The sequence below is a fragment of the Pseudomonas sp. SDO524_S393 genome (assembly GCF_054071875.1).
The window spans coordinates 14,568-41,165 of sequence record NZ_JBSVVZ010000039.1 but is presented as its reverse complement, the minus strand read 5'-3'; the positions used below and the strand labels follow the sequence as shown (position 1 = coordinate 41,165).

Below are 26,598 nucleotides of genomic sequence, written 5' to 3'. Positions count from 1 at the left end.
CTTACCCGGGAAGGTAAGGGTTTCGCTGTAGCACCTTGTCCAGAATGCGATCGGTCTTCAACGCTTCGATCGCCAGCGCAGGATGCTCGCGCTCACCACGAATATGGGCATTCATATTCAACACATGATGCCACTGGATATGCGCATGGCACGGCACTTCAAGCACTTCGGTGGTCTCGCCGTCCAGGTGCAGCGGCTGGTCATCGAACACCGAAAACCGGATACGCCCATGGCTGCCGATCAGTTCCACCCGGTCCTCGCGACGATCCGCCACGAAGTTCCAGCACCCCATGCCCAACGCGCCCGAGGCGAAGCGCCAGCTCGCAGTCACTGCGTCTTCAGCGGCATAACGGCCTTCCTGTCGCGAAGTAAAACCGGCCACCTCGATGATATCCCCGGCCAGGTACTGGAACAGGTCAAAGCCATGGCTGGCCAAATCGGCAAAGTAGCCTCCGCCGGCAATCGCCGGGTCCGTGCGCCAGTTGGCGGCGCTGGCGTCATCCGGTTTCGCCGGTTTGCACAAGGTCCAGCTCAGGTGGCGCAACTCGCCGATGCGCCCGTCTTGCAGCCAGTCACGCACCTGCTGAAAGCGCGGCAGCGAACGCCGGTAATAGGACACGAACAGATGCAGGCCGGCCCGCTCGAACGTCCGTTGCATCAAGGCGCTCTGCTCGGCATTCAGGGACATGGGTTTCTCGACACAGCAATGCTTGCCCGCCGCCGCCACCATCAGGCTGTATTCCAGATGGCTGTCGGGCGGCGTGGCGATGTACACCGCGTCCACCTCGGGGTCATCGATCAGGGCCTGGGCGTCGGTGTAGAAACGGGCGATGCCGTGGCGCGCCGCATAATCGCGCACGGCCTCCTCGCGGCGCCCCATCACGGCCACGAGCGCCGAACCTGGCACTTTGTAGAAAGCGGGTCCACTCTTCAACTCAGTGACGCTGCCGCAACCGATCATGCCCCAACGTACGGTGTTCATCTGCTCTCCTCGTCCGTTTTCATCAATCCGGCAGTATCCACATCCCCACCGCCACGCGCCATAACCACTGAGCATGACAATTGCATTACACTTTTGTGACATTCATCCCGTGCGGGGGCAAACACGATGAAAACAAGGGCCACGGTCATTTGCGAACACGAGGGGCATATCCTCTTCGTGCGCAAGGCCAGATCGAAATGGGCGTTGCCGGGGGGCAAGGTCGAACGCCATGAACGCGCGGTCGGCGCGGCTGAACGCGAATTGGAAGAAGAGACCGGATTGAACGTGGACGGCCTGCTGTATTTGCAGGAATTGAAAGCCCGCGACACCGTTCACCACGTGTTCGAAGCGTCGGTGGTGAACATTGCCGATGCAAAACCTTGCAACGAAATAGTCGATTGCCAGTGGCATCCTTATGACGCCATGGATGAACTGGACACCACCGACGCCACCCGGCACATCGTCAAAGCCTTCCTACGTCGCCTGTAACTCAGCGCTCTGGCCGCTGGCCAGCAACCCTCGCTTGACCCCACCATTGGCCTTCTGCCGTTCGACAAAGGATCTGACGAACGCGGCCGCGGCTGCGTGCGCCACCGGTACCGCCATGGCCTGGCGGATGGTCATGAAGTCATCGTCCAGGAGGCGCCGCTGCGCGCTGACCTGGGTACGCAGGAAATCCCGCACGCCCGCCGCCGCATCCAGTTCCTGCTCGACAAACCAGTCCACCGCCGCTGCCGACGTGGGCGCGCGCACCAACTGCGCATGCTTGAGCGTACGGCTCAAATACAAATCATAGGCAGCGCCCTGGCCGACGGCGATGCGCCGACCCGGTGCGTCCAGCTGGGCGACATGCGTGAGCGGTGAATCCTTGGCCACCAGGCAGGTGCCCTTGATCTCCACGTAGGGCGCGCTGAAGGCGATCTCCTGTTCGCGCACCGGCTCGATCGCCAGGAATGCCACACGCCAGACATCCTCGGCCAAGGAGGCAAAGACCTTGCCAGCCGCCTCGAAGGTGACCAATTCCAGTTCGACGCCCAATGCTTCGGCCAACGCCTTGGCCAGTTCCACCGAAACCCCTTGCGGCTCGCCCCCCGCACCGCGTTGCGCCAGTACCGGGTTGCCGAAGTTGATGGCGGCGCGCAGCACGCCATCAGGGGCCAGTTGTTGCATGACACGGGGATCAACCATCGAGCGCTCCTTGACGAGTCCGTTGCACGGTCTTGCGAATCACGAACGGCAAGACCCCGCCGTGCTCAAGGTACCCAAGCTCCTGCTGCGAGTCGAGGCGCAGCGCCAACAGGCGCTCGGCGACGCGTCCGTCAGCGCGCTCGACCTGCAAGGTGATCGGGTTTTCGCCGACCTTCAGGTTGTCCAGCCCCAGGAACGTCAACCGCTCACTGCCGTCGAGCTGCACGCCCTGCACCGAAGCGCCCTCGGCGAACACCAGCGGCAACACGCCCATGCCGATCAGGTTGCTGCGGTGAATGCGCTCGATGCTGCGCGCCACCACCACCTTGATCCCCAGCAGGCTCAATACCTTGGCCGCCCAGTCGCGGCTGGAGCCGGCGCCGTAGTTGATGCCGGCAAACAGCACCGTGGGCGTGCCTGCGTAGCTTTGTGCGGCCAGGTACAGCGGCTGGTACTCGCTGCGGTCGGCGTTCCACGCCCACACACCCTGGCGCGGCGCTTGCGTGGGGTCGAGCAGGTTGGTCAGTCGCGGGTTGGTGAAGGCGCCGCGCACCATCACCTCATGGTTGCTGCGCCGGGTCGAATACTGGTTGAAGTCCGCCTCGGCTTCGCCGCGCTCACGCAACCAGGCTCCGGCCAGGCTATTGGCCGGGATGGTCCCGGCGGGCGAGATATGGTCAGTGGTGACGTTGTCACCCAGCACCACCAGCGCGCGGGCGTTGCTCACCGACAAATGCGCCTGCGGCAAGGCGTGTACATCCGCCAGGTACTGCGGGCGACGCAAGTAAGTGGAGTCCGCATCCCAGGCGAATTGCACACTGCCATCGGCCTCCAACGCCTGCCAATGGTGGGTGCCCTGCCAGAGCATTTCACCGCGTTGCCGGAACAACGCCGGGCGCACGACCTGCGCCACCTGCGCCGCCACCTCGGCATCGCCCGGCATCAACTCGTGCAAGTACACCGGCTTGCCGTGGGTATCCAGCGCCAACGGGCTGGCGGACAGATCGATATCGATACTCCCGGCAATCGCATAAGCCACGCACAGTGCCGGTGAAGCCAGGTAGCCCGCCGGGACTTTCGGGTTGACCCGCCCTTCGAAATTGCGATTGCCCGACAGCACCACCACGCCCTTGAGCCCTTGCTCGGCGAAGGCCTCGACATGCGCCTCAAGGCTGCCGGAATTGCCGATGCAGGTCATGCAGCCAAAGCCCGCCAGGTCAAAACCCAGCGTGGCAAAATCCTCCAGCAGCCCCGCCGCCTCCAGGTAATCGGCAACGACCCGCGACCCCGGCGACAGCGACGTCTTCACCCACGGCTTGCGCCCAACGCCACGCGCCCGCGCATTGCGCGCCAGCAACCCGGCCTGGATCATCTGCGCCGGGTTGGCGGTGTTGGTGCAACTGGTGATCGCCGACATCACCACCGCGCCATGGGTCAACGGCGCATTGAACCCGGGCTGGATAAACTGCCGTCCCGGCTCGCCCTGCACATGCCGGTGAAACGACGCAGCCGCCTGCGCCAGCGACTGGCGCTGATGGGGCTGATGAGGCCCGGCGACGCTGGGCTCCACCGACGCCAAGTCAAGCTCGATCAACTCATCGAACTGCGGCTGCGGCGCGTCGTCCTGGCGCCACAATGCTTGCGCCGCCATATACGCCGACACCTTGGCCAGCAGCGGCGCCGGCCGTGCGCTCAACGCCAGGTACCTCAGGGTCTCGTCATCGAACGGGAAAAACACCACAGTGGCGCCATACTCCGGCGCCATGTTCGCTACGGTACCCCGCGCCGCCCAACTCAGGTTCGACAAACCAGGCCCGCAGAACTCGACGAACTTGCCCACCATGCTGCGCTGGCGCAACAACTCGGTGACAGTCAGCGCCAGGTCGGTGGCGGTCACGCCAGCGCGCAAGGCGTTGCTGACACGAATTCCCACCACCTGCGGAAACGGGATCGGCACCGGCTCGCCGAGCATCGCCGCCTGCCCCTCCAGGCCGCCGACGCCCCAGCCCAGCACGCCGATGGCATTGATCATCGGCGTGTGGCTGTCGGTGGCCACCATGCAGTCAGGGTGCAGCAGCACGCCGTCGGCGGTCGGGGTTTCCCACACCACCTGGGCGACGGCCTCCATGTTCATCTGGTGGATGATCCCCGTCCCCGGCGGGATCACCTTGAAATTGTCCAGGCTGGCCTGGGCCCACTTGATGAAGCGATAGCGCTCGCTGTTGCGGCGAAAATCGATGTCCAGGTTGGCTTCCACCGCACCGGCTTCGGCGTAGTGCTCGACGATCACCGAATGATCGATAGTCAGCACCGCCGGGATCGACGGGTTCACCGCCTGCGGGTCGCCACCCAGTTCCGCCACGCTGTCGCGCATCCCGGCGAAGTCCGCCAGGGCCGGCAGGCACGTGGTGTCGTGGAACATCAACCGATTGGGCTGGAACGGCACCTCGCAGTCCGGCCCGCTGCCCGTGGCGCGCGCCAGTACCGTCGGCAGCGCTTGCGGGGCACAACGGGCGATGTTTTCCAGCAGAATGCGTACCGCATAAGGCAAGCGCTGCAACTGCGCCGGGGTCAGCAGCTTGTGCAAATCGATATAGGCGTAGCGCTGCCCATCGACGGCCAAGTGATTGAGTAGATCCTTCATAGTTGCGCAAACACCTGCTCGATGCGCGCCAGGCCCCAGTCCAGTTCCTCACGGGTGATGGACAGCGGCGGCGCGATGCGCAGCACATTTTCGTGGGTTTCCTTGGTCAGCACGCCTTCGGCCAGCAGCGCCTCACAGAGTGGCCGCGCATCGCGGTCCAGCTCCACGCCCACCCACAAGCCGCGCCCGCGGATCTCGCGAATCGCCGGCGCGTTCATCGCCACCAGACGCTCCACCAGGTACTGCCCCAGGTTCGCGCTGTTATCGATCAAGCCTTCCTCCTCCAGCACATTCAAGGCTTCCAGACCAACCGCCGCCGCCAGCGGGTTGCCGCCGAAGGTGGAGCCGTGGCTGCCGGCATCGAACAGGTCCATCACCGAGTGGTCCGCCACGAACGCCGACACCGGCATGATCCCGCCGCCCAGGGCCTTGCCCAGGATCAGCGCATCCGGGCGAATGCCTTCGTGCTGGAAGGCAAACCACTTGCCGGTGCGGCCCAGGCCCGACTGGATCTCGTCGAGGATCAGCAAGGTGTTGGTTTCATCGCACAACTGGCGCAGCTCACGCAGAAAACCGGCAGGCGGCACCCGGATGCCGGCCTCACCCTGGATCGGCTCGATCAGCACCGCACAGGTGTCGGCGGTGATTGCCTGGCGAAAGCTCTCGATATCACCGAAGCGCGCCTCGGTGAAACCGTTGCAGAACGGGCCGAAATCAGCCTTGTAGTCCGGCTCGGACGAGAAGCCGACGATGGTGGAGGTACGCCCGTGGAAATTGTTGTCGGCCACCACGATCCTGGCCTGGTTCGCGGCAATGCCCTTGACCCGATAACCCCAGCGCCGTGCGGCCTTGATCGCGGTTTCCACTGCCTCGGCGCCGCTGTTCATCGGCAGCACCGAATCAAACCCGGTGATACGGCACAGCGCCTTGAGGAAGTTGCCCAGCGGTTCGCTGTAGAACGCCCGCGACACCACACTGATCTTGTCGATCTGCGCCACCGCCGCCGCGCGAATACGCGGGTGCACATGGCCGTGGCTGACCGCGGAATACGCCGACATCATGTCCAGGTAGCGCTTGCCGTCATCGCCAACGGCCCACACGCCCTCGCCCTTGACGATGACCACCGGCAGCGGCGAATAGTTATGGGCGCAGAATTGGTTTTCGAGGGTGATTGCCGGGTTGGAATGCATGGAGAAATGTCCTGCCTGATAAAAATCAAATAAACAATGAAGATCAACTGTGGGAGCGGGCTTGCCCGCGAATGCGGCCGATCAGTCACCCGATTCATTAACTGACCCACCGCTATCGCAGGCAAGCCAGCTCCCACAGTTGGACTGCGTTACACATCACGCACTCAAGAGTTTTCCGCTGCGAATCGGCGTGGCACCGGAGACCCGGCCCAGCGGGTCGCCCGGCTTCACGAAGCGCACATCACGGCGCATGTACAACACACCGGTGGTCTGGCTGCTGACCGTGACGGTCTGGCCGCTGTGGGGGTCGACGATGTCGAACAGCGCCTGCCCCGCCTCGATGCGGCTGCCAACCGCCGCGCGGTGCACCAGCACCCCGGCACTCGGCGCGTAAAACTGCTCGCTGCCGGCCAGTGGCGTGGCCGGGCTGCGCAGCGCCGGCAGCGGGCGCGGCGTGCCTTCGATGGCGCCCAGGTGAGTCAGGTAATCGATGATGGCCGTGGCGTCGTGCTCGGCCAGTTCATAGGACACATCGCGCTGGCCCCGGTGTTCCACCGTCACCGCGATGCTGCTGTCCGGAATCGGGAAACGCTCGCCGAAGCGCTCGCGCAAGTTGACCCACAACAGGTACAGCGCTTCGTCGAACGAGTTGGCCTGTGAGTCGGTGGCGAGCAAGGTGGCTTCGGCGCCGATATAGCGCGCCAACGGCTCGATGGTCGGCCACACCGCTTCGCCGGTGTACAGGTGCATCGCCGCTTCGCGGGAGCAATGCAGGTCCAGCACGATATCGGCGTCGTGGGCCAGCAGCATCAGGGTCTGTTGCAGCGACTGGTATTCGTCCATCGGCTGGGCGGCGCGCAGGCATTCGCCCCAGGCCTGGCGGATCAGCTCGCGGTTGGCGTGGATGTCCTGACCGAGCCGATGCTCCACCTTATCGGCGATGGCCTGATACGGCACCGGGAAACCCCGGTTGTAGTTGCGCCCGCTGCCCAGTTCGAAGCGCCCGCTGGGCGCCCCCATGATGGACTGGCCCAGACCGGTCGGGTTGGCCACCGCCACCAGCACCACCTGCGCGTTCAGGCGGCCGGCATTTTCCAGCGCCGCCAGTTGCCGACGCAGGTGCGCGGCCACCAGCATGGCCGGGGTTTCATCGGCATGCAGCGCCGCCTGAATATAGATTTTTCGACCTGCACCCGCCGCGCCGTAATGCTCACTGTCCACGTACCTGTGGGTGCCCGGTGTCGCTTGCAGCAAAGGGTGTTGATTAAGTTTCATAAACCGGAAATCTCGATATTCGAGTGATGGACGCTGAAGAAATACTAACGAGCCGGTGTGATCACCTGTAAGGGCGGCCCGGACTATCTTGATCTGCAAATCCGATCAGTGTGGGAGCTGGCTTGCCTGCGATAGCGGTATGCCAGGCAACATTGCTGTTGGCCGTGATGCCGCCATCGCGGGCAAGCCCGCTCCCACATAACGCCGTTACCAGAGCGCCAGGGTGTACCCCAGCAGCACGCGGTTCTCGTTGACGTCGTTGTAGAAGTTGCCCTTGGCCAGGGCGTTGCGCCAACGCATCGACACACCTTTGAACGGACCGTTCTGCACCACGTAGCTGATGTCCAGGTCACGTTCCCATTCACGGCCTTCGCCATTGAAACCGACGACTTCGGCCGAATCACCCTTGGCGTATTTCACCCCGAACAGCAGGCCCGGCAGGCCCAGGTCGGCAAAGTTGTACTCGTAGCGCGCGTGCCAGGCTTGTTCCTTGGTCTGGGTGAAGTTGCTGAACTGGTACTCGGTGAACAGGTAGGTGATGGAGCCGTCCAGGTAGGTGAACGGCGTGGTGCCGAACTGGCGCTGGAAGCCGCCGCCGAGGCTGTGCCCGCCGTACTGGTAGGTCAACCGGGTACTCAGCGCACGGTTGTCGACATCGCCCGCCAGGCCCGCACCGTCCTTGTCGGCCTTGAAGTAACGCACATCGGTTTTCAGTGTGCCGGGGCCCAGGCCGAAGCTGTTCTTGAAGCCGCCGTATTGCTGGTGGTAGATGCTGTCCAGTTGCGCATAGTGGTAACTGAGCAAGGTATTGGGGGTCAGCGAGTAGTCGCCGCCGGCGAAGCGGAACTGGTCGCTCAGGGCCGTGCTTTTGTAGACCTTGCTGACAGTGGTCAGCTTCATGTCTTCGTAGTTGGTGGAGTCGCGGTCCTTGGCCTGGTCAAGCTGGCCGAGGCTGAGCTTGAGGTTCGTGATGTCGTTGGACACCAGTTGGGTACCGCTGAACGACTGCGGGAACAGCCGGCTGGTATTGGGTTGCAGGGTCGGCAAATCCGGCACCAGGTAGCCCACGCGCAACTCACTCTTGGCCAGGCGCGCCTTGGCGGTCACACCGAGCTTGGAGTAGTTGTCAGAGGCACGCTTGTCGCTGTCGCGTTGCAGCAGACCGGTGCCGGACTTGTCCGGGCTGGAGTCGAGTTTCAAGCCGAGCATGCCGATGGCGTCCAGGCCGAAGCCCACGGTGCCCTCGGTGAATCCGGACTTGATGCCCAGCAGAAAGCCCTGGGCCCATTCGGCCCGCACCGACTGGCTGGCCTCTTCGCGGTAGTCACGATTGAAGTAGTAGTTCTTCAATTCCAGGGTGCCGCTGCTGTCCTTGATGAAGTCGGCCTGGGCGGCGAACGGGACCATCCCGCTGCTCACGACGCCGACGCCGGTGATGAGTTGAGTCAGGGTTTTTTTCATTTTTTTAGCTCCTGGCAGTTGGGGGTTGGGGGGTGTTTTTATTGTTCTTCGGGCATGGCTTCGCCGTTCGCGCAAATCCGGGATTTGCGCGGCGTGTGAAGTCAGTCCTGGGTTACAGCGCTAGCGGCACGGGGCCCTGGCGGATGCGGTAGCCACCGTTTTCAAGTTTCTCCAAGGGGCTGGCGGCGGCCAGCAGCTTGCGGGTGTAGGGGTGTTGCGGGCGGTCGAAGATCTCGTCGCGGGCGCCCATTTCCACCACCTTGCCCTCGCTCATCACCGCGACCCGGTGTGCGATGCGCTCCACCGCCGCCAGATCGTGAGAGATAAACAGACAGGCAAATCCGTACTGGGCCTGCAAGCGTTCGAACAGCTCCAGAATCTGCTTCTGGATGGTCATGTCCAGCGCCGAAATCGGCTCATCGGCAATCACCAATCGCGGGTGGCGCACCAGGGCGCGGCCAATGGCGACACGCTGGCGCTGACCGCCGGAAAGCTGATGGGGGAAGCGGTCGACGAACTGCTCGGCCAGGCCGATATCCAGCAGGGTTTTCGCCACCCGTTCACGCTTCTGTTCGGCACTCATGCCGGGGACGTGACGCAAGGGCTCGGCGAGGATATCGCCGATCTTCATGCGCGGGTCGAGGGACGAGTACGGGTCCTGGAAAATCATCTGGCATTGCAGGCGATGCTCACGGTTGCCGGACTTGAGAATGTCCACGCCTTCGAACTCGATGGCGCCGGCACAGGCTTTGTTCAGGCCGACTATCGCCCGGCCCAGGGTGGTCTTGCCCGAACCGCTGCCGCCCACCAGCGCCAGGGTTTCCCCCGGTGCGATGGTCAGGTTGGCCGAATGCACCACGCGCTTGAACGCGGTGCGTCCCCACAGGCTGCGCGGCCCCGGGTGTTCGATGCACACGTCCTTGACGCTCAGCAAAGGCCGCTCGGCCTGGGGCAATGGCGTCAGCTCACCCCGACGCGGCAAGGCCTCCAGCAGTTGCCGGGTGTACTCGGCCTTGGGCGCCAGCAGGATCTGTTCGATGCTGCCCTGCTCCACCGCGCGGCCTTCGCGCATCACCACCACCTTGTCGGCATAACGCGCTACCAGCGACAGGTCATGGCTGATAAACAGAATCGCCGTGCCCTGCTCGCGGGTCAGATCGAGCATCAGCTTCAACACGTCCAGTTGCGCCAGGCAATCGAGCGCGGTGGTCGGTTCGTCGGCGATCAGCAGCGCCGGACGCAACAGCATTACCGAGGCGAGCATGATGCGTTGGCGCATGCCGCCGGAGAACTCATGGGGAAACGCCGCCAGGCAACGCTCCGCGTCCTTGATGCCGATATGGCCGAGCATCTCCAGGCTGCGCTCGCGGATCTGCGCCTCCGTCATTTGGGTGTGCAGGCGCAGGCCCTCGGCCATCTGCTCGCCGATGCTCATGGACGGGTTGAGCGAGACCATCGGCTCCTGGAACACCATGCCGATCTTCGCGCCACGCAGTGCGCGCAGTTGCTCGGGCTGGAGTGCATTGAGGTCATGGCCCTGGAACCGCACCTGGCCACCGCAGTGTTCCAGCGGCGGTGGCAACAGGCCGATGGCGGCGCGGGCGGCCATGGTCTTGCCGCTGCCCGACTCCCCCACCAGCGCGACGATTTCACCGGGGGCAATGGTGAAGCTCAGGTCATTGACCGCCAGCGGGCCGTGGGAACCGATGCGGATTTTCAGGTGATCGACGGCCAACAGTACGTCAGTCATGGTCATTTACTCATCCGTGGGTCAAGGCGGTCGCGCAAGGCGTCGCCACACAGGTTGAAGGCCAGCAACGCCATGGCGATGCAGACACCGGGAAACAGCCCCAGCCAGCTGGCCGTGGCGATGTACGGCCGGCTGGCCGCGAGCATGTTGCCCCAGGTCGCCGCCGGTGGCGGTACGCCCAGCCCCAGGAAGCTCAGGGAGCTTTCCGCGAGAATCGCCCAGCCGAACATGCTGGTAGCCAGCACGCACACTGGCGCCACACAGTTCGGCGCGATGTGGCGCAGCATGGTGTACAGCTCCGAATTGCCGATCACCCGCGAGGCCTCGACGAACTCTTTTTCACGCAGCGACAACACCGTGCCGCGCACCACCCGTACCACCGATGGCGTGTAGGCCAGGCTCAGGGCGAAGACGATGCCGTACAGGCTCGGGCCGATGATCGCCATCAGGCCCAGGGCCAAGAGGATGCCGGGGAACGCCAGCAGTGCGTCGTTGACCATCATCAGGCCACGGTCGACCCAGCCGCGCAGGAAGCCGGAGAGCAAACCGAGAAAAGTGCCGGCGACAATCGCCATGCTCACGGTCAACACACTCACCCACAGGCTGGTGTGCGCGCCGATCATCAGGCGGCTCAATACATCGCGGCCATATTCATCGGTGCCCAGCCAGTGCGCAGCGGTAGGCGCCTGCAACCGCGCCAGCAGGTTCAGCGCCAGCGGATCGTGGGGTGTCCATACCAGGCCGACGGCGGCCATGGTCAACAGCAAGGCCAGCAGGAGCGCACCGATCAGCGCATTCAACGGCGGCACACGCCAGGCCCTGGGGGCACGCCCCGGTGCGGGCAACAGCACCTCGGGTGCAACAGGAAGCGGCTTATTCATAACTTAACCCTGGGGTCGAAGAGCGGGTACAGCAGGTCCACCAACAGGTTGACCAGCACATAGACAAAGGTCACCAGCAGCAGGCAGCCTTGCAGCACCGGATAGTCCCGGGCATAGATGGCGTCGACCATCAGGCGACCGATGCCCGGCAGGGTGAACACGGTTTCGAGCACCGCGATGCCGCTGAGCAGGTTGCCAAGGATCAGGCCGATCAGGGTCAGGGTCGGGGCGAACGAATTGCGCAGCGCATGGCGCCACAACACGGCGCGTTCCGACAGGCCCTTGGCGCGGGCATGGGTGATGTACTCCAGGCGCAGCACTTCAATCGCGCTGGCCCGGGCCATGCGGGTAATCGCGCCCAGCTCCACCAGGGTCAGGGTGACAATCGGCAGCACCACAAAACTCAGGGCCTGCCACGGCGCCTGGCCGAACGACACATACCCCACCACCGGCAGCCAGCCCAGTTTGATGCCGAACGCATAGAGCAACAGCAGGCCCAGCCAGAAGCTCGGGATCGACAGCAACAGCGTGGCGGTAGAGACCACGCCGAAGTCCATCGCACTGTCCTGCTTCCACGCCGCGAGCAAGCCCGCCGGCACCGCGATCAAGGCCGCCAGCAACACCGAGACCAGCACAATCCCGGCACTGACCTGGAAACGATCCAGGATCAGCGGCAGCACCGCCTCGTTGGTGGTGATCGAATGCCCGAGGTCGCCGCTGAGCACCGCCTTGAGCCAGATCACGAACTGCACCGGCAACGGCTGGTCCAGGCCCAGGGAGGCTCGCGCCACTTCCAGGCTGTGGGCGTCGGCCATATCGCCGAGCATCAGCAACGCCGGGTCACCCGGGACCAGGCGGATGATCGCGAAGACCATCAGCGAGATCAGCAGCAAGGTCGGAACCGACATCGCCAGGCGTTGGGAGATAAAACGAAACATCCTCAATTGCTCCCGGAAGCGGGGACGCTGACGGTCCACAGGCGTGGCTTGGACACCGGCCAGGTGCGCAGGCCCTTGACGTAGTCACGGCTGGCGGCGATGGCGTTGCCGTTGTACATCGGGATCATCGGCACGTCCTTGATCATCTGCCGATGCAGTTGATCGAACAGCGCCTGACGCTTGTTCACGTCGCCTTCGCGCTGGGCTTCACGCAACCATTCGCGCGCCTGGGGGTTGTCCCAGACCTTGCGGGTTTCCTTGTCCTTGTCGCCGGTCATCGAGTCGAAACTCAGCGCCGGGTCCAGGCGCTCGGAGTACGGGAACGCCATCATCTGGTAGTTGCCGCTCTGGTAGCGCTCCAGCTGGGTGCCCCACTCCAGGGTTTCCAGTTCCAGGTTGATGCCGCTGGCCTTGGCCATGGCTTGCACGAACACGCCCATGTCGAAGATCGCCGCGTAGCGCTTGTTGACGATCAGCTTGATCGGCTCCCCCTTGTAGCCGGCTTCGCGCAGCAATTGCGCGGTCTTGGCCGGGTCGAAGGCAAACCCCAGGTCCTCGACGGCGGTGTGGTAATGGCTGCCACTGGCGACCATCGAGTTGTTGGCCCTGGAACGGCCGCCGGTGAGGGCTTCGACGATTTGCGCGGAGTCCAGGGCATGGGCGATGGCCTGGCGCAGGCGCACGTCCTTGAGCAACGGATCGCGGGTCTGGAACAGCAAGGCATTGACCGACATGGTGCCGCTGGAGGTCACCCGCACATTCGAATGGGCCGCCAGTTCAGTGGCGTCCAGTGGGGTGACGTCGATCAGCAGGTCAACGTTCTTCGACAGCAATGCCGCCTTGGCCGCCGCCGGATCCGGGATCACCAGCAGGCGCACACGGTCGAGCGTGGTGGTTTTGTTGCCGGTATAGCCGTCGGGGTCTTTTTCATCGCGGGCGGTGTAGCCGGCATTGCGCAACAGCTCTACATATTGACCGGGCTTCCAGTCGCCCAGGCGGAACGGGCCGGTGCCGACCGGAGCTTTCCAGCTGCCGTCGGCGTTGAGCGAGTCCGGGCTCAGGATGCCGCTGCCGCCGCATTCAGGCAGCGCGGTGCTGGTGAGGAACAGACCGTTGGGCTTGTCGAGGGTGAACACCACGGTCAGTGGGTCCGGGGCGCTCATGTCGACGATCTTCGCGCCGCCATGGCCATCGAATTCAGGTGCGCAGCGCCATTGGGTCTTGGGGTCGAGGAAGCGCCTCCAGGTCCATAGCACCTCGGCGGAGGTCAGCGGCTGACCGTTCTGGAACTTCACCCCGTCGCGCAGATGAAAGGTATAGCGCAAGCCGTCGTCGGACACCTGCACGTCCTTGGCGAGCAAAGGGCCGACGGTAGCGTCTTCACGGAAGGCCACCAGCCCTTCGGTGATGTGCATGATCACCGCATCGGAGTTGGTGTCACGGTTCACGCCCGGGTCGGTGCTGCGGATGTCGGCATTGAGCGCCACCTTCAACACACTTTCTGCGTGGGCAGTGCCCATCAGCGCCGCAGACAAGGCGCCTGCCAGGATTAAAGTCTTGTTCATGATAAATGCACCTTAAATGATCCTTACGCTTGGGTTCGGACGCTGGCAGGACCCAAAGAAAGGCACGGCCGAACACCTGGATAGTTGTTGTTGTTTTAGTCGCCGTCACGGTTGGCGAATGTTCCTGGACCGATCTTATGCCCGGTCCGGCAAGCTTGAGAAGAACGCTCCAGGTGATCAGGCTCGGCTTTTCCGATCACCTGCCAAGCATCCTCCGCCCTGCCCCCAGCCTACCGAAAAATCAGGCCCGGGCGGCGTTTGCAGGCGTTCAAAAATAATGAACCTGATCGATAAAAACGATCTGTGCGCACCAGGAGCCATCAGATAAGCTGGCCGGTATTCAAGGGTTCAATCGATTCCAAACGAGGCCGTCGTCCATGACTCTCACCCATCTGCGTGCGTTCTGCGCCGTGGTCGAAAAAGGCAGTTTCCGCTCGGCGGCTCGTCAGCTGGATGTGGCGCAAAGCACCCTGACCCAGTCGATCCAGAGCCTGGAAAAGGAACTGGGCGTAGTGCTGCTGCAGCGCTCCAACCAGGGCATCAACCTGACCGCCGCCGGTGAGGTGTTCCTGGTACGCGCGCGCTCCATCACCCTCGACTGCGAACGCGCGGTACTCGACCTGCAACCCTGGAAAGGCGAACCCGAAGGCCATATCGATCTGGGTGTCACCTCCGAGCCCCTGGCCGAACTGCTGGTGCCGGTGCTGAGCAACTTCACCCAACGCTTCCCGCGCATCCAGGTGCACGTCGCCAGCGGCACCACCAAGGGCCTGGTGGAAAAAGTCCGCGATGGCCGCCTGGATTTCGTGCTGTGCCCGCTGGCGCCGAACGTCACCGACATCGACCTGTCCATCGACCGCCTCTATAGCTCCAGCGCCGGCATCATTGCGCGCAAGGGCCACCCGTTGGCCCAGGCCAGGTCGGTCCAGGAACTGGTGGACTGCCAATGGATCAGCGTGCGCTCCACCGGCGTGATCGGCGGTGCGGAAAACCGCCTGGTCCAGCTGTTCCGCACCCAGGGCCTGGCGCCGCCGAAGATCGCGATCACCACCGATTCGCTGCTGGAAACCCTGCATATCGTCTCGGAAACCGACTACCTGACCATCGAGCCGCGCATGCTGCCGGGCATGAAACTGTTTTCCAGCGCACTCACCACCATCGCCATCGACGAGCCGCTGGCACCGCGTGATGTGTGCTTGATCAGCCGCCGTTCCGCGCCCCTTACCGGGGTCAGCCAGGAGCTGACCAGCATGCTGATTTCCTATTCCCGGCTGGTGCACCGCAGCCGTTGAGCCACCCTACCCGCGAGCCCCTTCATGCCTCCGATTTCCTATGACGGTTTGCCCCGCGCCAGCGCCAGCAGCGTGGGTGTGGACCCCGACCGCCTGATTGCCTTTCTCGACGAGGTCAAGGCCGCCGGCCTCGACCTGCACGGTTTCATGCTGCACCGCCATGGCCATGTGGTCGCCGAAGGCTGGACCTGGCCGGTGGACCCCAACGAGCCCCGCGTGCTGCACTCCATGGCCAAGAGCTTCACCGGTTGCGCCATCGGCCTGGCCATCGACGAAGGCTTGCTCAGGCTTGATGACCGGTTGGTGAGCTTCTTTCCCGACGACGTGCCGCCCGACGCCGACCCGCGCCTGGCCGACATGACCGTCGAACACCTGCTGACCATGCGCACCGGCCACGCCAGCAACACCTCCGGCTCGGTGTGGCGCGGCATCGCCACCAGCTGGATCGCCGAGTTCTTCAAGATTCCCCTGGCCTATGCGCCCGGCACCGAATACGTCTACACCAGTGCGGCCAGCTATATGCTCTCGGCGCTGATCAACCGCGTCACCGGGCAAACCCTGCACCAGTACCTCAAGCCGCGCCTGTTCCAGCCGCTGGCCATTCACAACGAAACCTGGGATATCGGCCCCGACGGGGTGAATCCCGGCGGCAACGGCCTTACGGCGCCGGTGTCGGCGGCGCTCAAGCTGGCGGTGCTGCACGCACAAAATGGCGTTTGGGAAGGCCGACAAGTCCTGCCGGTGGCCTGGGTCGAGGCCGCGACCAAGCCCCAGGGTGGGCCCGACAGCCGTTACGGCTACCACTGGATGATGAAACCGCGCCCGGCGTTCAGCGCCCTGGGGGTATTCGTGCAAATGGCAGCGGTGTACCGCGAACAGAACGCAACCCTGGTCCTGGTGGGCGGCATGAAGAACTCGGCTGAAATCGTGCCGTTTATCGAGCGGTATTTCCCTGCGGTGTTGGGTGCTGACCCGTGCATCAACCCCGAGGCCGATGCCCGGCTGGAGCGGCGCCTGGCAAGCATGGCCGAGCGTCCGGCATTGGTCTCGGCCTGTGCCGCACCTGCGGATTCGACACGGGTATTCGCGATGGCGCCGAACAGCCTGGGCGTGCAGCAATTGTCGTTCGACGTTGCTGGCGATGTGCTGACCTTCGCACTCACCGACGAACACGCCACCCATCGCGTGCAAGTGGGCATCGAGCACTGGCTCAGCGGCCTCACCAGCCTGCCGGGCCGGGCGTTGCACCATGGCTATGAATTCCACGATGCGCAGATCGTCGCCGGTGCACGCTGGTTGGATGCCCAAACATTGGAAATGACCTGGATCTACCCGCAGACCGCGTTCCGGGATCGGGTGGTGTGCGTGTTTGAAGGCGATGGCGTGAGCTTCGCCCGCACTGTCAACGTCAACAGTGCGGAGCGCGAGCAGGCAGTATTAACAGGCACAACACCGAACTGAATGTGGGAGCGGCGGTTCGACGCTTCGACTTGCCCGCTCCCACAGATCGCAAGGCATCACCTTCCTCTGTGGGAGCTGGCTTGCCTGCGATGGGGCCCCTGAGACATCCACACGCCTCGAGTCAGAACAGCGCGCGGGTATACGTCAGATACAACCGGTTTTCATCCAGGTCCCGCTGGGTGGCCACGGTGCTGCGCAGCATCGCGTTGCGCCATTGCACGGCAAACCCGGTGAGGGCCTTGCTCTGGAACGCGTAGGTCAGCATCACGTCACGCTCCCACTCGTGCTGCCGGCCCTGGTCGGACTTGATATCACCGCCGCGCTGGTAGACCACTTGGGAGGTCAACCCCGGCACCCCCACCGTGGCGAAGTTGAACGCGTGTTGCGCCACCCAGGTGTTCTCCCCGGCGCGCTGGAAGCGTGCGCCGGTCTGGCGATCGGTGATCAGGTAGGTGGCCGAACCGTCGCCCTGGTTGAGGAACGGAAAGTCGCTGGAACCGTTGAGGTGCTGGTAGCCTAGGCTCACCGCATGACCGCCCAGGCTGTAGGTGAACAGCCCCGCCAGCACGCGGTTATCCACTTCGCCATTGTTGTGGTAGCCGGTGCTGCGATAGCCCTCGGCACGTCCGGCGGCACTGCCATTGCGGCCGTCCGATGAGCTGTCGAAAAAGCGCAGGTCGCTTTTGAGGCTGCCCACCGGCAAGGTCAGGGTGTGGACCAGGCCGACGAAGTGTTGCTGGTAAAAGTCTTCAAGGTCACCGTAGTAGTACTGCAACAGCAGGTTCGGGCGCAGCGTGTAATCCACACCGGCGTAGTAGAACTGGTTGCTGCGCTTGCCTGCCGGGCCGCCGGCACCGCTGATGGCGAGGTCTTCGTTGTTGGACGAATTGCGGCTTTTCACGCCGCTCAGGCGCCCGCCTATCAGGGTGAAGTTGTCAAAGTCTTTGGAGGTGGCCTGCCAGCCCTGAAAGGTTTCCGGCAACAGGCGGCCATCGTTGTAGACCACCACCGGCAGCCTTGGCATCAGGGTGCCCACTTTCAGTTCGGTCTTGGCCACCCGCATTTTGCCGGTCAGCCCGAGGCTGCTGAAGTCACTCACTGCGCGCCCATCGCTGTCGGTGGGGAACACGAACCCGCCCTGGGTCACGCTGTTGGGGTTGCCATGGGTGCCGCGCCCGGAGTCCAGGCGGATGCCGAGCATGCCCAGCGCATCCACGCCAAAACCCACCGGCCCCTGGGTGTAGCCGGAATTGACGTTGAGGATAAAACCCTGGCCCCACTCCTCCAGCCTGGACGGCTGGGCCGGGCCGCTGCGGTTGTCCTGGTTGAAGTAGACGTTGCGCGCCTCGAGCTTGGCATGGGCGTCATCGAGGAAGCCTTCAGCCTGGGCCACAGTGCTGACGGCGAGCAAAACGCAGGCGCACGCAGGCGCCGCTTGGAATACGGAAGTTTTCATGAGGGTGTACCCGTTGGCTTTTATTGTTGTGTGGGGTGAAGCAATAACGCCGATCAACGGTGGGAGCTGGCAAGCCAGCTCCCACAAGGGTTGGGGTGTCAGGTGGGGAGTACGGTGACCTCAGGCGCCGGCTTTTTTTCGGTCATGAATTGCAGCGAGAAGATCGCAATCGAACCGAACAGCGCCGGAATCGCCAGCACCAGGAAGAACACCGACGGCTGGCCCAGTTGTGCGATCAGCCACGCGCCCAGCACCGAACCGATGATCGAGCCCACCCGGCCGTTGGCCATGGCCCAGCTCACCCCCGTGGCCCGGGCGGCGGTCGGGTAAATGCTGGCGGACAGCAGGTTCAAGCCGTTCTGCGCCCCAGCGACGCCAAAGCCGACCATGAACACCGTGAGCCCCAGCCAGAACGCATCCGCCAGCGCAAAGCCGATCAGCGCGATCACCAGCGCCGCCCCCAGGTAGGCCAGGCCCAGCACGCGGTACGGGCTGACGCGGTCCATCAGCAACGCCAGCAGGATCGCGCCCACCGTACCGCCCAGCGGCACCATCGCACCGATTCGCGCGGCGGCGGCGATGTCGTAGCCGGCGTCCTTGAGGATGCTCGGCAGCCAGCTGGTCAGGAGGTAGAACACAAACAGTGAACAGAAAAACGTGCCCCACAACAGCACGGTGCGCAGGGCGCGGTTTTCGATGAACAGTTGCGAGATCGGCGAACGCACCGCTACCTGGCTTTGCGGCTCGACGAAGGTGACATCGTGCAGGTCCTTGCGTCCGGTAATCTTGCCCATCACCTTGCGCAGCGCATCGGCATGCTGCGGGTGAGCGGCCATGAAGCGCACCGACTCCGGCAGCAACCAGGCCAGCAACGGCAGCAACAGCAACGGCACGATCCCGCCGATCATCAGTACGCCGCGCCAGCCGAACGCCGGAATGATCTGGCTGGCCACCGCACCGCCGAGCGCAAGACCGGTGGTGAAACCGCTGTAGCTCAAGGTGACCATGATCATCCGGCGCCGGGCCGGCGAGTACTCGGAACTCAAGGTGATGCACGTCGGCATTGCCCCGCCCAGGCCGATGCCGGTGAGAAAGCGCAGCGCGGTGAGCATCTCGATGGACGTGGAATACGCCGAGGCCAGGGTGCCAATGCCAAAGATCAGCACCGACACCAGCAGCACCTTCTTGCGCCCGTAGGCATCGGCCACCGGGCCGAAGATAAACGCGCCGACCATCAGGCCGAACAGCCCGGCGCCGAAGGCCGGGGACAGTTGCGCCGCCTGCAGGCCCCACTCCTGGCGCAGGGCCGGGGCGATGTAGCCGATGACGGCGGTGTCGAAACCGTCCACCAGCACCACCAGGAAGCACAGGAGCAGCACCATGATCTGGTAGCCGGAGATCCTGTTGTTATCGATTGTCGCGCCGATGTTGGCAGTCTTGCTGTTCATCAATGTTCCCCTGTTTTTGGATTTGTCTTGGGGTGAAGCCAATGTACTGCAAAAGCGATCGTCCACTCCGCCTGAGAATGATCAAACTTGACCTGGTGAGTGGCTCTTTTGTGGTGAGCAGGCTTGTCCTGCGCTGGGCTGCGAAGCAGCCCCAATTAAAGCCACCGCATTTCTCCGGCAGGTTCGAGCAATCAGGTTTTGGGGCCGCTTCGCAGCCCAGCGCGGGACAAGCCCGCTCACCACAAAAGCTTGCTCATGCGTCACCTGTCAGTGCCGGTTCAGCAGGTCGAGTGCGACGTCGACGATCATGTCCTCCTGGCCGCCCACCATGCGGCGTTTGCCCAGTTCCACCAGAATGTCCACGGCCTTGAGGTCGTAGCGCCGGGCGGCGACTTCGGCATGGCGCAGAAAGCTCGAATACACCCCGGCATAACCCAGGGCCAGGGTCTCGCGGTCGACGCGCACCGGGCGATCCTGCAGCGGGCGCACGATGTCGTCGGCGGCGTCCATCAGCGCGTAGAGGTCGGTGCCGTGGTTCCAGCCCATGCGGTCGGCAGCGGCGATGAACACCTCCAGCGGCGCATTGCCGGCACCGGCGCCCATGCCGGCGAGGCTGGCGTCGATGCGGTCGCAGCCCTCCTCCACGGCGACGATGGAGTTGGCAACGCCCAGCGACAGGTTATGGTGGGCATGCATGCCGGTTTCGGTCTCGGGCTTGAGCACGGCCTTCACCGCACGGAAGCGCTCGCGGATATCGTGCATGCCCATGGCCCCGCCGGAGTCCACCACGTAGATGCAGGTGGCGCCGTAGCTCTCCATTTTCTTTGCTTCGATGGCCAGGTTCTGCGGGCTGGTCAGGTGGCTCATCATCAGGAAGCCCACGGTGTCCATGCCCAGGGTGCGCGCGTACTCGATGTGCTGGCGCGCGCAGTCGGCCTCGGTGCAATGGGTCGCGACCCGCACCACCCGCGCGCCAGCGTTGTACGCGGCCTTGAGGTCGTGCACGGTGCCGATGCCCGGCAGCAACAGGGTGGCGACCTTGGCGTGGCTGATCACATCGCTGACCGCCTCGATCCACTCAAGGTCGGTATGGGCGCCAAACCCGTAATTGAAGCTGGAGCCTTGCAGCCCGTCGCCGTGGGCCACTTCGATGGAATCGACACGGGCCTTGTCCAGGGCACGGGCGATGGTTTGCACGTTGTCGAGGGAATACTGGTGACGCACGGCATGGCTGCCGTCCCGCAGGGTCACGTCGCTGATATACAGCTTCTTGCCAGGGTTGAAGGTCATGGTCGGGGCCTCACAAAGCCTGCGCCATGCGCTCGGCGGTGGCCAGCGCGGCGGAGGTCATGATGTCGAGATTGCCGGCGTAGGCCGGCAGGTAATGGGCGGCGCCTTCGACTTCGAGGAACACCGTGGTCTTCAAACCGCTGAAACGGCCCAGCCCGGGAATGTTCAAGGGTGCCTCGGGCGCGATCACGTCGAACTGCACCTTCTGCTTCAGGCGATAGCCCGGCACATAGGCAGTGACCGCATTGGCCATGTCTTCGATGGAGGCTTCCACCTCCGCCTGATTCGCCGCCTCCGACAACACGTACACCGTGTCGCGCATCATCAATGGCGGTTCGGCCGGGTTGAGCACGATGATCGCCTTGCCCTTGCCCGCGCCGCCTACCGCCTCGATGGCCTGGGCGGTGGTTTCGGTGAATTCGTCGATGTTCGCCCGGGTGCCGGGGCCGGCGGATCTGCTGCTGATGGACGCGATGATCTCCGCGTAATGCACCTTGGCCACCCGGGACACCGCCGCCACCATCGGAATGGTCGCCTGGCCACCGCACGTGACCATGTTCACGTTGAGCGCCGCCAGGTTGGTGTCCAGGTTCACCACCGGCACGCAGTACGGCCCGATGGCCGCCGGCGTCAGGTCGATCACGCGGATGCCCGGTTTGTGCTGGCGCAGCAGTGCATCGTTGGCCACATGGGCGGTGGCCGAGGTGGCGTCGAAGACAATATCGATGCCGGCAAACTCGGGCATGCGCACCAGCCCCGCGACGCCCGCGTGGGTGGTGGCCACGCCCAGGCGTCGCGCCCGCTCCAGGCCGTCGGAGGCGGCATCGATGCCCACCATCACCGCCATCTGCAACTGCTGGCCATGACGCAGGATCTTGATCATCAGGTCGGTGCCAATGTTGCCCGAGCCGATGATTGCGACGTTCTTCTTGTGTGTATTCATGTCAGCGCCCCAGGGCCTTGGCGGTTTTGCCGGCGATCCCGAACTGGGTCTTCGGCACTTCGGTGATGATCACCCGCACGGACTCTCGCGGGGCCTGGATCGATGCGACCGCAGCCTCGGTCAATGCTTCGATCAACCGCGCCTTCTGTTCGTCGTCGCGGCCTTCCATCAGATAAACCTGCATGATCGGCATGGTGCTTTCCTCACTCGGACTTGGCGGCAAAACGCATGGAAACGCTGCCCAGGTGCTGGTAGCGCACGGTGATCTGGTCGCCCGCCTGCACCGCGATGGCTTCGGTCACGCCGCCCGTCATGATGAAGGTGCCGGCGGGCAGTTCCTTGCCCTGGCTGGCGAGCATATTGGCGAGCATCGCCACGCTTTGCGCCGGGTGGCCGAGGACGGCGGCACCGGCGGCGGTGGCGACCACTTCACCGTTCTTTTCCATCACCACGCCCAGGCACTTGAGGTCGATGCCCAGCGGGCTGCGGGCCTGGCCACCGGTGACGAAACGCGCGGACGAGGTGTTGTCGGCGATCACACTCTTGAGGTCGAAGCGGAAGTTTTCATAACGCGAGTCGATCACTTCCACCGCCGGCAAAATGAAATCGGTAGCCGCCAGCACATCCCCCACGTGCACGCCCGGTCCTTTGAGCGGGTGCTTGAGCACAAAGGCGATTTCGGCTTCGACCTTGGGGTGGATCAGCGTGTCGACGTCGATCACCGAACCGTCGGCGCAGGAACCGTAGTCGGTGATAAAGCCGTGGATCGGCTCGGTGACGCCCATCTGCTTCATCTTGGCAAAGGACGTCAGGCCCATCTTCAGGCCGACGATGCGCACGCCCCGCGCCTCCTTGTTGGCGCGAATGGCGTTCTGGATCGCGTAGGCGTCTTCCCAGTCCATGTCCGGGTGGGCATCGGTGATCTTGGCCACGGCTTCACGATTGAGCTCGGCGTTTTCCAAATGGATGGCCAGTTCGGCGATGGTTGCGGCTGACAGGTTCATGGGGTTGTCCTTCAAACAAATCGGATGGAAGCCGAGCCGATACCGCCCAGGCTCATGCGCAACTGGTCGCCGGGCTGTACCGGGACCATGGCGGCCAGGGACCCGGACAGGATCACCTCGCCTTTCTTCAACGGGATGCCCAGGCGCCCCAGGGTATTGGCCAGCCACACCACGGCATTCGCCGGGTGACCAAGGGCCGCCGCACCGGCGCCGGTGGCGACGATCTCGCCGTTCTTTTCCAGGGTCATGCCCACGCACGCCAGGTCGATCTCACGCGGGTCGGCCACGCCGTCGCCAAGCACGAACGCGGCGGCCGAGGCGTTGTCGGCGACGGTGTCCTGGATTTTTATTTTCCAGTCCTTGATCCGCGAATCGACGATTTCGAAGCACGGCATCACATACGCCGTCGCGCGCAGCACATCGGCCACAGTCACGCCGGGACCGACCAGGTCCTGCTTGAGCACAAAGGCGATCTCGCCTTCGGCCTTGGGCGCGATGAAGTCAGCGCAGGCCAGTGCGGCACCGTCGTTGACCAGCATGTCGCTGAGCAGATGACCGAAGTCGGGCTGGTCCACGCCGAGCATGTCCATCACCACCTGGCTGGTGACGCCGATCTTCTTGCCGATCACGGTCTGCCCGGCGTCGAGGCGCGGTTGCAGCATGGCCAGCTGGATCTGGTAGGCGTCGGCCACGGTCAAGTCGGGGCATTGCTCGGTGAGCGGCGCCAGGGGTTTGTGTTCGGTGAGCGCCTGGTGCAACTGCGCGCCGAGGTGGTTGAGATGTGTCATGGCGGACCTCACAGGCGGATGCACACGTTGCGCAGTTCGGTGTAGAACTCCAGGGAATGCACCCCGCCTTCGCGGCCGATGCCGGATTGCTTGGCGCCACCGAACGCGGTGCGCAGGTCGCGCAGGAACCACGAGTTGATCCAGCAGATGCCGACGTCCAGCGCGGCGCCCAGGCGGTGGGCGACTTGCAGGTCGGTGGTCCACACACTGGCGGCCAGGCCGTAAGGCGTGTCGTTGACCCGGCGCACCACCTCGTCTTCGTCGTCGAACGGCGCGATATGGCAGCACGGGCCGAAGATTTCTTCACGGATCACCGCGGAGTCTTCAGGCAAGCCGGTCCAGATGGTCGGTTGCACCCAGGCGCCTTCGGCCAGTTCGGCGGGCATGTCCGGGATGCCGCCGCCGGTGACGACGGTGGCGCCGTCTTTGACCGCTTGCGCGTAATAGCTCAACACCTTCTGGCGGTGACCCACGGAAACCAGCGGGCCCATGGTGACGCCGGGGGCGTTCGGCGCGCCGACCTGGATGGCTTCGGCACGCGCCTTGAGGGCGGCGACAAACGCGTCGAACACCGGCCGTTGCACATACACGCGCTCGGTGCCCAGGCACACCTGGCCGCTGTTTTCGAACACCGCGCGGGCGATGCCGGCCACGGCCTTGTCCAGATCGGCGTCGGCGAAAATCACCCCGGCATTCTTGCCGCCCAACTCCAGCGACACCGGGCGCACGCCCTTGGACGCAGCTTTCATGATCGCCTCGCCGGTACCGGTCTCACCGGTAAAGGTGATGCCGTCGACGTCTTTGTGCTCGGTGAGGAAGGCCCCCGCCGAGTGCTCGCCAAAACCATGCACCACGTTGTAAACGCCCGCCGGCACACCGGCATCGCGCATCACTTCACCGAGCAAGGTGGCGGTGGCCGGGGTTTCTTCCGACGGCTTGACCACCACGGTGTTGCCGCAGGCCAAAGCCGGGCCGACTTTCCAGGTCATCAGCAGCAACGGCAGGTTCCATGGGCAGATCACTCCGATCACGCCGCGCGGGTTGCGTACCGCGTAGTTGACGGCCTTGCCGCCGTCGGGGGTGTCCATGGTGAAGCTTTCGGTGGGCACGTTGCGGATCAGGTCGGCAAACACCTTGAAGTTGGCCGCGCCACGGGGGATGTCCAGGTGGCTGGCCAGCGCATGGGGTTTGCCGGTGTCGGCCACTTCGGCGGCGACGAATTCTTCGGCGCGCTGTTCGATACCGTCGGCCACCTTGTGCAGCAGCGCGGTGCGCTGGGCGATGGTCATCTTGCCCCAAGGGCCGTTCAGCGCAGCGCGGGCCGCCTTGACCGCCGCGTCGACTTGCTCGCGGCCGGCCTCGTGAACCTGGCCGATCAGGCTATTGTCGGCGGGGTTGCGGTTGTCGAAGGTACGTACGCCCTCGACCCATTGGTTGTCGATGAAGTTGTGAAAATGCTTGGTCATGGTTGGCGCTCTTCTCTTGTTATCAGGTTCAGCTCGGCATCGCCGGCGGTGAGGTAGTCCCACATGCGTTCGAAAATCCGCCCGCTGTTGGTGGCTCGACGGCTGGCTTCGTCGAGGCTCAGCAGCGGTGCGTGGTCGGCGACTCCGGCGGCCAGCAGTTGCAACTCGATGCGGGCGGCGTCCTCCAGGTAGAACACCAGGGTCAGCGCCTCCACCAGGGAGCCGCCGACCACGATGGCGCCGTTGCCGCGCATCACCAGGGCCCGGGACCGGCCCAATTGCTCGGCCAGGGCGGCGGCCTGTGGGTCATCGCGCAGCAATTGCGGGTCATCCCACAGCGGTACGCCGTCCTTGAAATACGCGCCCATGCCGTGGCGCAACCGTGGGGCAAGCCCGGCGCAGGACAGGCTCATCACCTGCATCGGCATGCAGCGGATCACCGCATTGACGTCGGGCCGACGCTGGTAAATCTGCTGGTGGATGCGCACTTCGCCCAACACCCCTTCCGGCAGCGGGCCGTGCACCGGCACGACAGTGCCGGGCTCGCCGGGCTGGATCAGGCCCATGGGCCTGGCGGCGCAGACCAGGAAATGCCCGGCATCCAGGCGCACACTGCAATGGCCGTAGGCGTGTACAAAACCCGCGTTGGCCAGGGCACGCGCGGCCACGCGCACTTCGGCTTCCTGGCTGACGCGGCTCATGACTTGAACTCCGGAATGTCCGGCTTCGAACCCCAGGCACAGAACGAGCTGGTGACCAGCGGAAATTGCCGGGGCTGATGGGTGGCTTCGTCTTGCGCAGCGATGTGGCTGACGCCGGTGGAGTATTCGTAGGTCATGCCGTCCGGCCCTTCGAAGTACAGGAACATCGCCCCGGACGTCGGGTGGCGGCCCGGCCCGAACAGAATCCTGATCCCGCGCTCCTTGAGGAAGTACCAGGCACGCATCACGTCATCGATACTTTCCACCTGGTGGTTGATGTGCTGCACGCCGGCGTGGCTGGAGGGGAATAGCGCGATCTTGTGGTGCACCTCGTCGATGCGCAGCAACGGCGCGTCACCGATGCGATCACTGACCCGGGCGTTGGCCAGGGTGGTCCAGAAGGCTTCGTCGCGTTTGGCGTCGGTGGTGCGCAGGCCGATATGGCTGAAGCCGGTGATGCCTGCATCGCGGCTGGCGAAGTAACGGCTGCCGCTGGCATGGGGGCGCAGCACCAATTCGATGTTATTGCCGCTGGGGTCGCGAAACTGAATCAGCTCGTTGACGTGGCGCACCTCGGCGGTTTCGCGGCTGCCATGACGCACGGCGAAGCCGTTGTCTTCGAGCAATTGGGCGGCGTGGTCGAGTTCGTTCCAGCTGGTGACTTCGAAGGCCGTGGTGGTTTCCCGTGGATCGCCTTCGTAGTAGCACAGGGTGTGGTCGCGGCTGTCGGAGCGAAAATAGATCGCACCGTTGGCCTCGCGCGCCACTTGCAGGCCGAGCATCTGCGTGGCGTACAGCTTGGCCTGGGCAAGGTCCGCGGTGCCCAGGCGCACGTAGCGGATGTCATGCAGGTTGATCATGAGGGTGCCTCTTGG

General features: G+C 64.2%; 23 protein-coding genes. 3 read left to right on the top strand and 20 right to left on the bottom strand.

Translation table 11 applies throughout. From position 1 onward, the window contains the following. Nucleotide 1: 1 nt before the first annotated feature. Complete coding sequence (locus tag ACW9IB_RS17965) at nt 2-982, bottom strand: Gfo/Idh/MocA family protein (protein WP_457414746.1); 981 nt, start codon at nt 980-982, stop codon at nt 2-4. A gap of 126 nt (nt 983-1,108) precedes the next feature. On the opposite strand from ACW9IB_RS17965, the gene ACW9IB_RS17960 reads away from it, so the two are divergent. After that, nucleotides 1,109-1,471 carry an NUDIX hydrolase gene (locus ACW9IB_RS17960; protein ID WP_457367827.1) on the top strand — a complete coding sequence of 121 codons (363 nt, stop codon included), beginning with the start codon at nt 1,109-1,111 and terminating at the stop codon, nt 1,469-1,471. On the opposite strand, the gene ACW9IB_RS17955 is transcribed toward ACW9IB_RS17960, so the two are convergent. The 9 genes from ACW9IB_RS17955 to ACW9IB_RS17915 all read right to left on the bottom strand — a co-directional run bounded on the left by ACW9IB_RS17955 (nt 1,457) and on the right by ACW9IB_RS17915 (nt 13,874). Then, nucleotides 1,457-2,170, bottom strand: a complete 714-nt coding sequence (locus tag ACW9IB_RS17955) for a transporter substrate-binding domain-containing protein (protein ID WP_457414744.1) — start codon at nt 2,168-2,170, stop codon at nt 1,457-1,459. The genes ACW9IB_RS17960 and ACW9IB_RS17955 overlap by 15 nt on opposite strands. Next, nucleotides 2,163-4,814 carry an aconitate hydratase AcnA gene (gene acnA, locus ACW9IB_RS17950; protein WP_457414743.1) on the bottom strand — a complete coding sequence of 884 codons (2,652 nt, stop codon included), beginning with the start codon at nt 4,812-4,814 and terminating at the stop codon, nt 2,163-2,165. The genes ACW9IB_RS17955 and acnA overlap by 8 nt, the downstream gene beginning before the upstream one ends. Beyond that, the gene (gene rocD, locus ACW9IB_RS17945; RefSeq protein ID WP_457367830.1) at nt 4,811-6,004 is read right to left on the bottom strand and encodes an ornithine--oxo-acid transaminase; all 1,194 of its coding nucleotides are present in this window, start codon (nt 6,002-6,004) and stop codon (nt 4,811-4,813) included. The genes acnA and rocD overlap by 4 nt, the downstream gene beginning before the upstream one ends. A 156-nt stretch (nt 6,005-6,160) precedes the next feature. After that, nucleotides 6,161-7,279, bottom strand: a complete 1,119-nt coding sequence (locus tag ACW9IB_RS17940; protein ID WP_457414742.1) for a succinylglutamate desuccinylase/aspartoacylase family protein — start codon at nt 7,277-7,279, stop codon at nt 6,161-6,163. A 207-nt stretch (nt 7,280-7,486) separates the two neighbouring features. Beyond that, a complete protein-coding gene (locus tag ACW9IB_RS17935) occupies nt 7,487-8,740 on the bottom strand; it encodes an OprD family porin (RefSeq protein ID WP_457367832.1) in 1,254 nt (417 codons plus the stop codon). Nucleotides 8,741-8,852: 112 nt separating this feature from the next. Continuing rightward, nucleotides 8,853-10,496, bottom strand: coding sequence for an ABC transporter ATP-binding protein (locus ACW9IB_RS17930; protein ID WP_457414740.1), 1,644 nt, complete (start codon nt 10,494-10,496; stop codon nt 8,853-8,855). Next, complete coding sequence (locus ACW9IB_RS17925; protein ID WP_457414738.1) at nt 10,493-11,371, bottom strand: ABC transporter permease; 879 nt, start codon at nt 11,369-11,371, stop codon at nt 10,493-10,495. The genes ACW9IB_RS17930 and ACW9IB_RS17925 overlap by 4 nt, the downstream gene beginning before the upstream one ends. Beyond that, nucleotides 11,368-12,309: an ABC transporter permease gene (locus ACW9IB_RS17920; RefSeq protein WP_457367835.1), complete on the bottom strand. Its 942-nt coding sequence runs from the start codon at nt 12,307-12,309 to the stop codon at nt 11,368-11,370. Before ACW9IB_RS17920 ends, ACW9IB_RS17925 begins: the two co-directional genes overlap by 4 nt. Before the next feature lie 2 nt (nt 12,310-12,311). Beyond that, nucleotides 12,312-13,874 carry an ABC transporter substrate-binding protein gene (locus ACW9IB_RS17915; RefSeq protein ID WP_457414737.1) on the bottom strand — a complete coding sequence of 521 codons (1,563 nt, stop codon included), beginning with the start codon at nt 13,872-13,874 and terminating at the stop codon, nt 12,312-12,314. Between the two features lie 377 nt (nt 13,875-14,251). On the opposite strand from ACW9IB_RS17915, the gene ACW9IB_RS17910 reads away from it, so the two are divergent. Further along, nucleotides 14,252-15,166 (top strand): LysR substrate-binding domain-containing protein, encoded by a 915-nt coding sequence (locus ACW9IB_RS17910; protein ID WP_457367837.1) that lies wholly within the window; start codon nt 14,252-14,254, stop codon nt 15,164-15,166. 24 nt (nt 15,167-15,190) lie between these two features. Next, nucleotides 15,191-16,627 (top strand): serine hydrolase domain-containing protein, encoded by a 1,437-nt coding sequence (locus tag ACW9IB_RS17905; RefSeq protein ID WP_457414736.1) that lies wholly within the window; start codon nt 15,191-15,193, stop codon nt 16,625-16,627. Between the two features lie 121 nt (nt 16,628-16,748). On the opposite strand, the gene ACW9IB_RS17900 is transcribed toward ACW9IB_RS17905, so the two are convergent. The 10 genes from ACW9IB_RS17900 to ACW9IB_RS17855 form a co-directional block, all read right to left on the bottom strand. Further along, complete coding sequence (locus ACW9IB_RS17900; protein WP_457367839.1) at nt 16,749-18,083, bottom strand: OprD family porin; 1,335 nt, start codon at nt 18,081-18,083, stop codon at nt 16,749-16,751. Between the two features lie 98 nt (nt 18,084-18,181). Beyond that, a complete protein-coding gene (locus ACW9IB_RS17895) occupies nt 18,182-19,531 on the bottom strand; it encodes an MFS transporter (RefSeq protein ID WP_457414735.1) in 1,350 nt (449 codons plus the stop codon). Nucleotides 19,532-19,798: 267 nt separating this feature from the next. Continuing rightward, nucleotides 19,799-20,821 carry a 4-hydroxy-2-oxovalerate aldolase gene (gene dmpG, locus ACW9IB_RS17890; RefSeq protein ID WP_457414733.1) on the bottom strand — a complete coding sequence of 341 codons (1,023 nt, stop codon included), beginning with the start codon at nt 20,819-20,821 and terminating at the stop codon, nt 19,799-19,801. A 10-nt stretch (nt 20,822-20,831) separates the two neighbouring features. Next, nucleotides 20,832-21,764 carry an acetaldehyde dehydrogenase (acetylating) gene (locus ACW9IB_RS17885; protein ID WP_457414732.1) on the bottom strand — a complete coding sequence of 311 codons (933 nt, stop codon included), beginning with the start codon at nt 21,762-21,764 and terminating at the stop codon, nt 20,832-20,834. Between the two features lies 1 nt (nt 21,765). Continuing rightward, the gene (locus ACW9IB_RS17880) at nt 21,766-21,957 is read right to left on the bottom strand and encodes a 2-hydroxymuconate tautomerase (protein ID WP_457367843.1); all 192 of its coding nucleotides are present in this window, start codon (nt 21,955-21,957) and stop codon (nt 21,766-21,768) included. A 10-nt stretch (nt 21,958-21,967) separates the two neighbouring features. Further along, complete coding sequence (gene dmpH, locus ACW9IB_RS17875) at nt 21,968-22,768, bottom strand: 2-oxo-3-hexenedioate decarboxylase (protein WP_457367844.1); 801 nt, start codon at nt 22,766-22,768, stop codon at nt 21,968-21,970. A gap of 11 nt (nt 22,769-22,779) precedes the next feature. Further along, nucleotides 22,780-23,556 carry a 2-oxopent-4-enoate hydratase gene (gene dmpE / locus ACW9IB_RS17870; RefSeq protein WP_457367845.1) on the bottom strand — a complete coding sequence of 259 codons (777 nt, stop codon included), beginning with the start codon at nt 23,554-23,556 and terminating at the stop codon, nt 22,780-22,782. Nucleotides 23,557-23,564: 8 nt separating this feature from the next. Continuing rightward, complete coding sequence (locus tag ACW9IB_RS17865) at nt 23,565-25,022, bottom strand: 2-hydroxymuconic semialdehyde dehydrogenase (RefSeq protein ID WP_457367846.1); 1,458 nt, start codon at nt 25,020-25,022, stop codon at nt 23,565-23,567. Beyond that, a complete protein-coding gene (locus tag ACW9IB_RS17860; protein WP_457414731.1) occupies nt 25,019-25,723 on the bottom strand; it encodes a class II aldolase/adducin family protein in 705 nt (234 codons plus the stop codon). The genes ACW9IB_RS17865 and ACW9IB_RS17860 overlap by 4 nt, the downstream gene beginning before the upstream one ends. Beyond that, nucleotides 25,720-26,583, bottom strand: coding sequence for a VOC family protein (locus ACW9IB_RS17855; protein ID WP_457414729.1), 864 nt, complete (start codon nt 26,581-26,583; stop codon nt 25,720-25,722). The genes ACW9IB_RS17860 and ACW9IB_RS17855 overlap by 4 nt, the downstream gene beginning before the upstream one ends. Between the last annotated feature and the right edge of the window lie 15 nt (nt 26,584-26,598).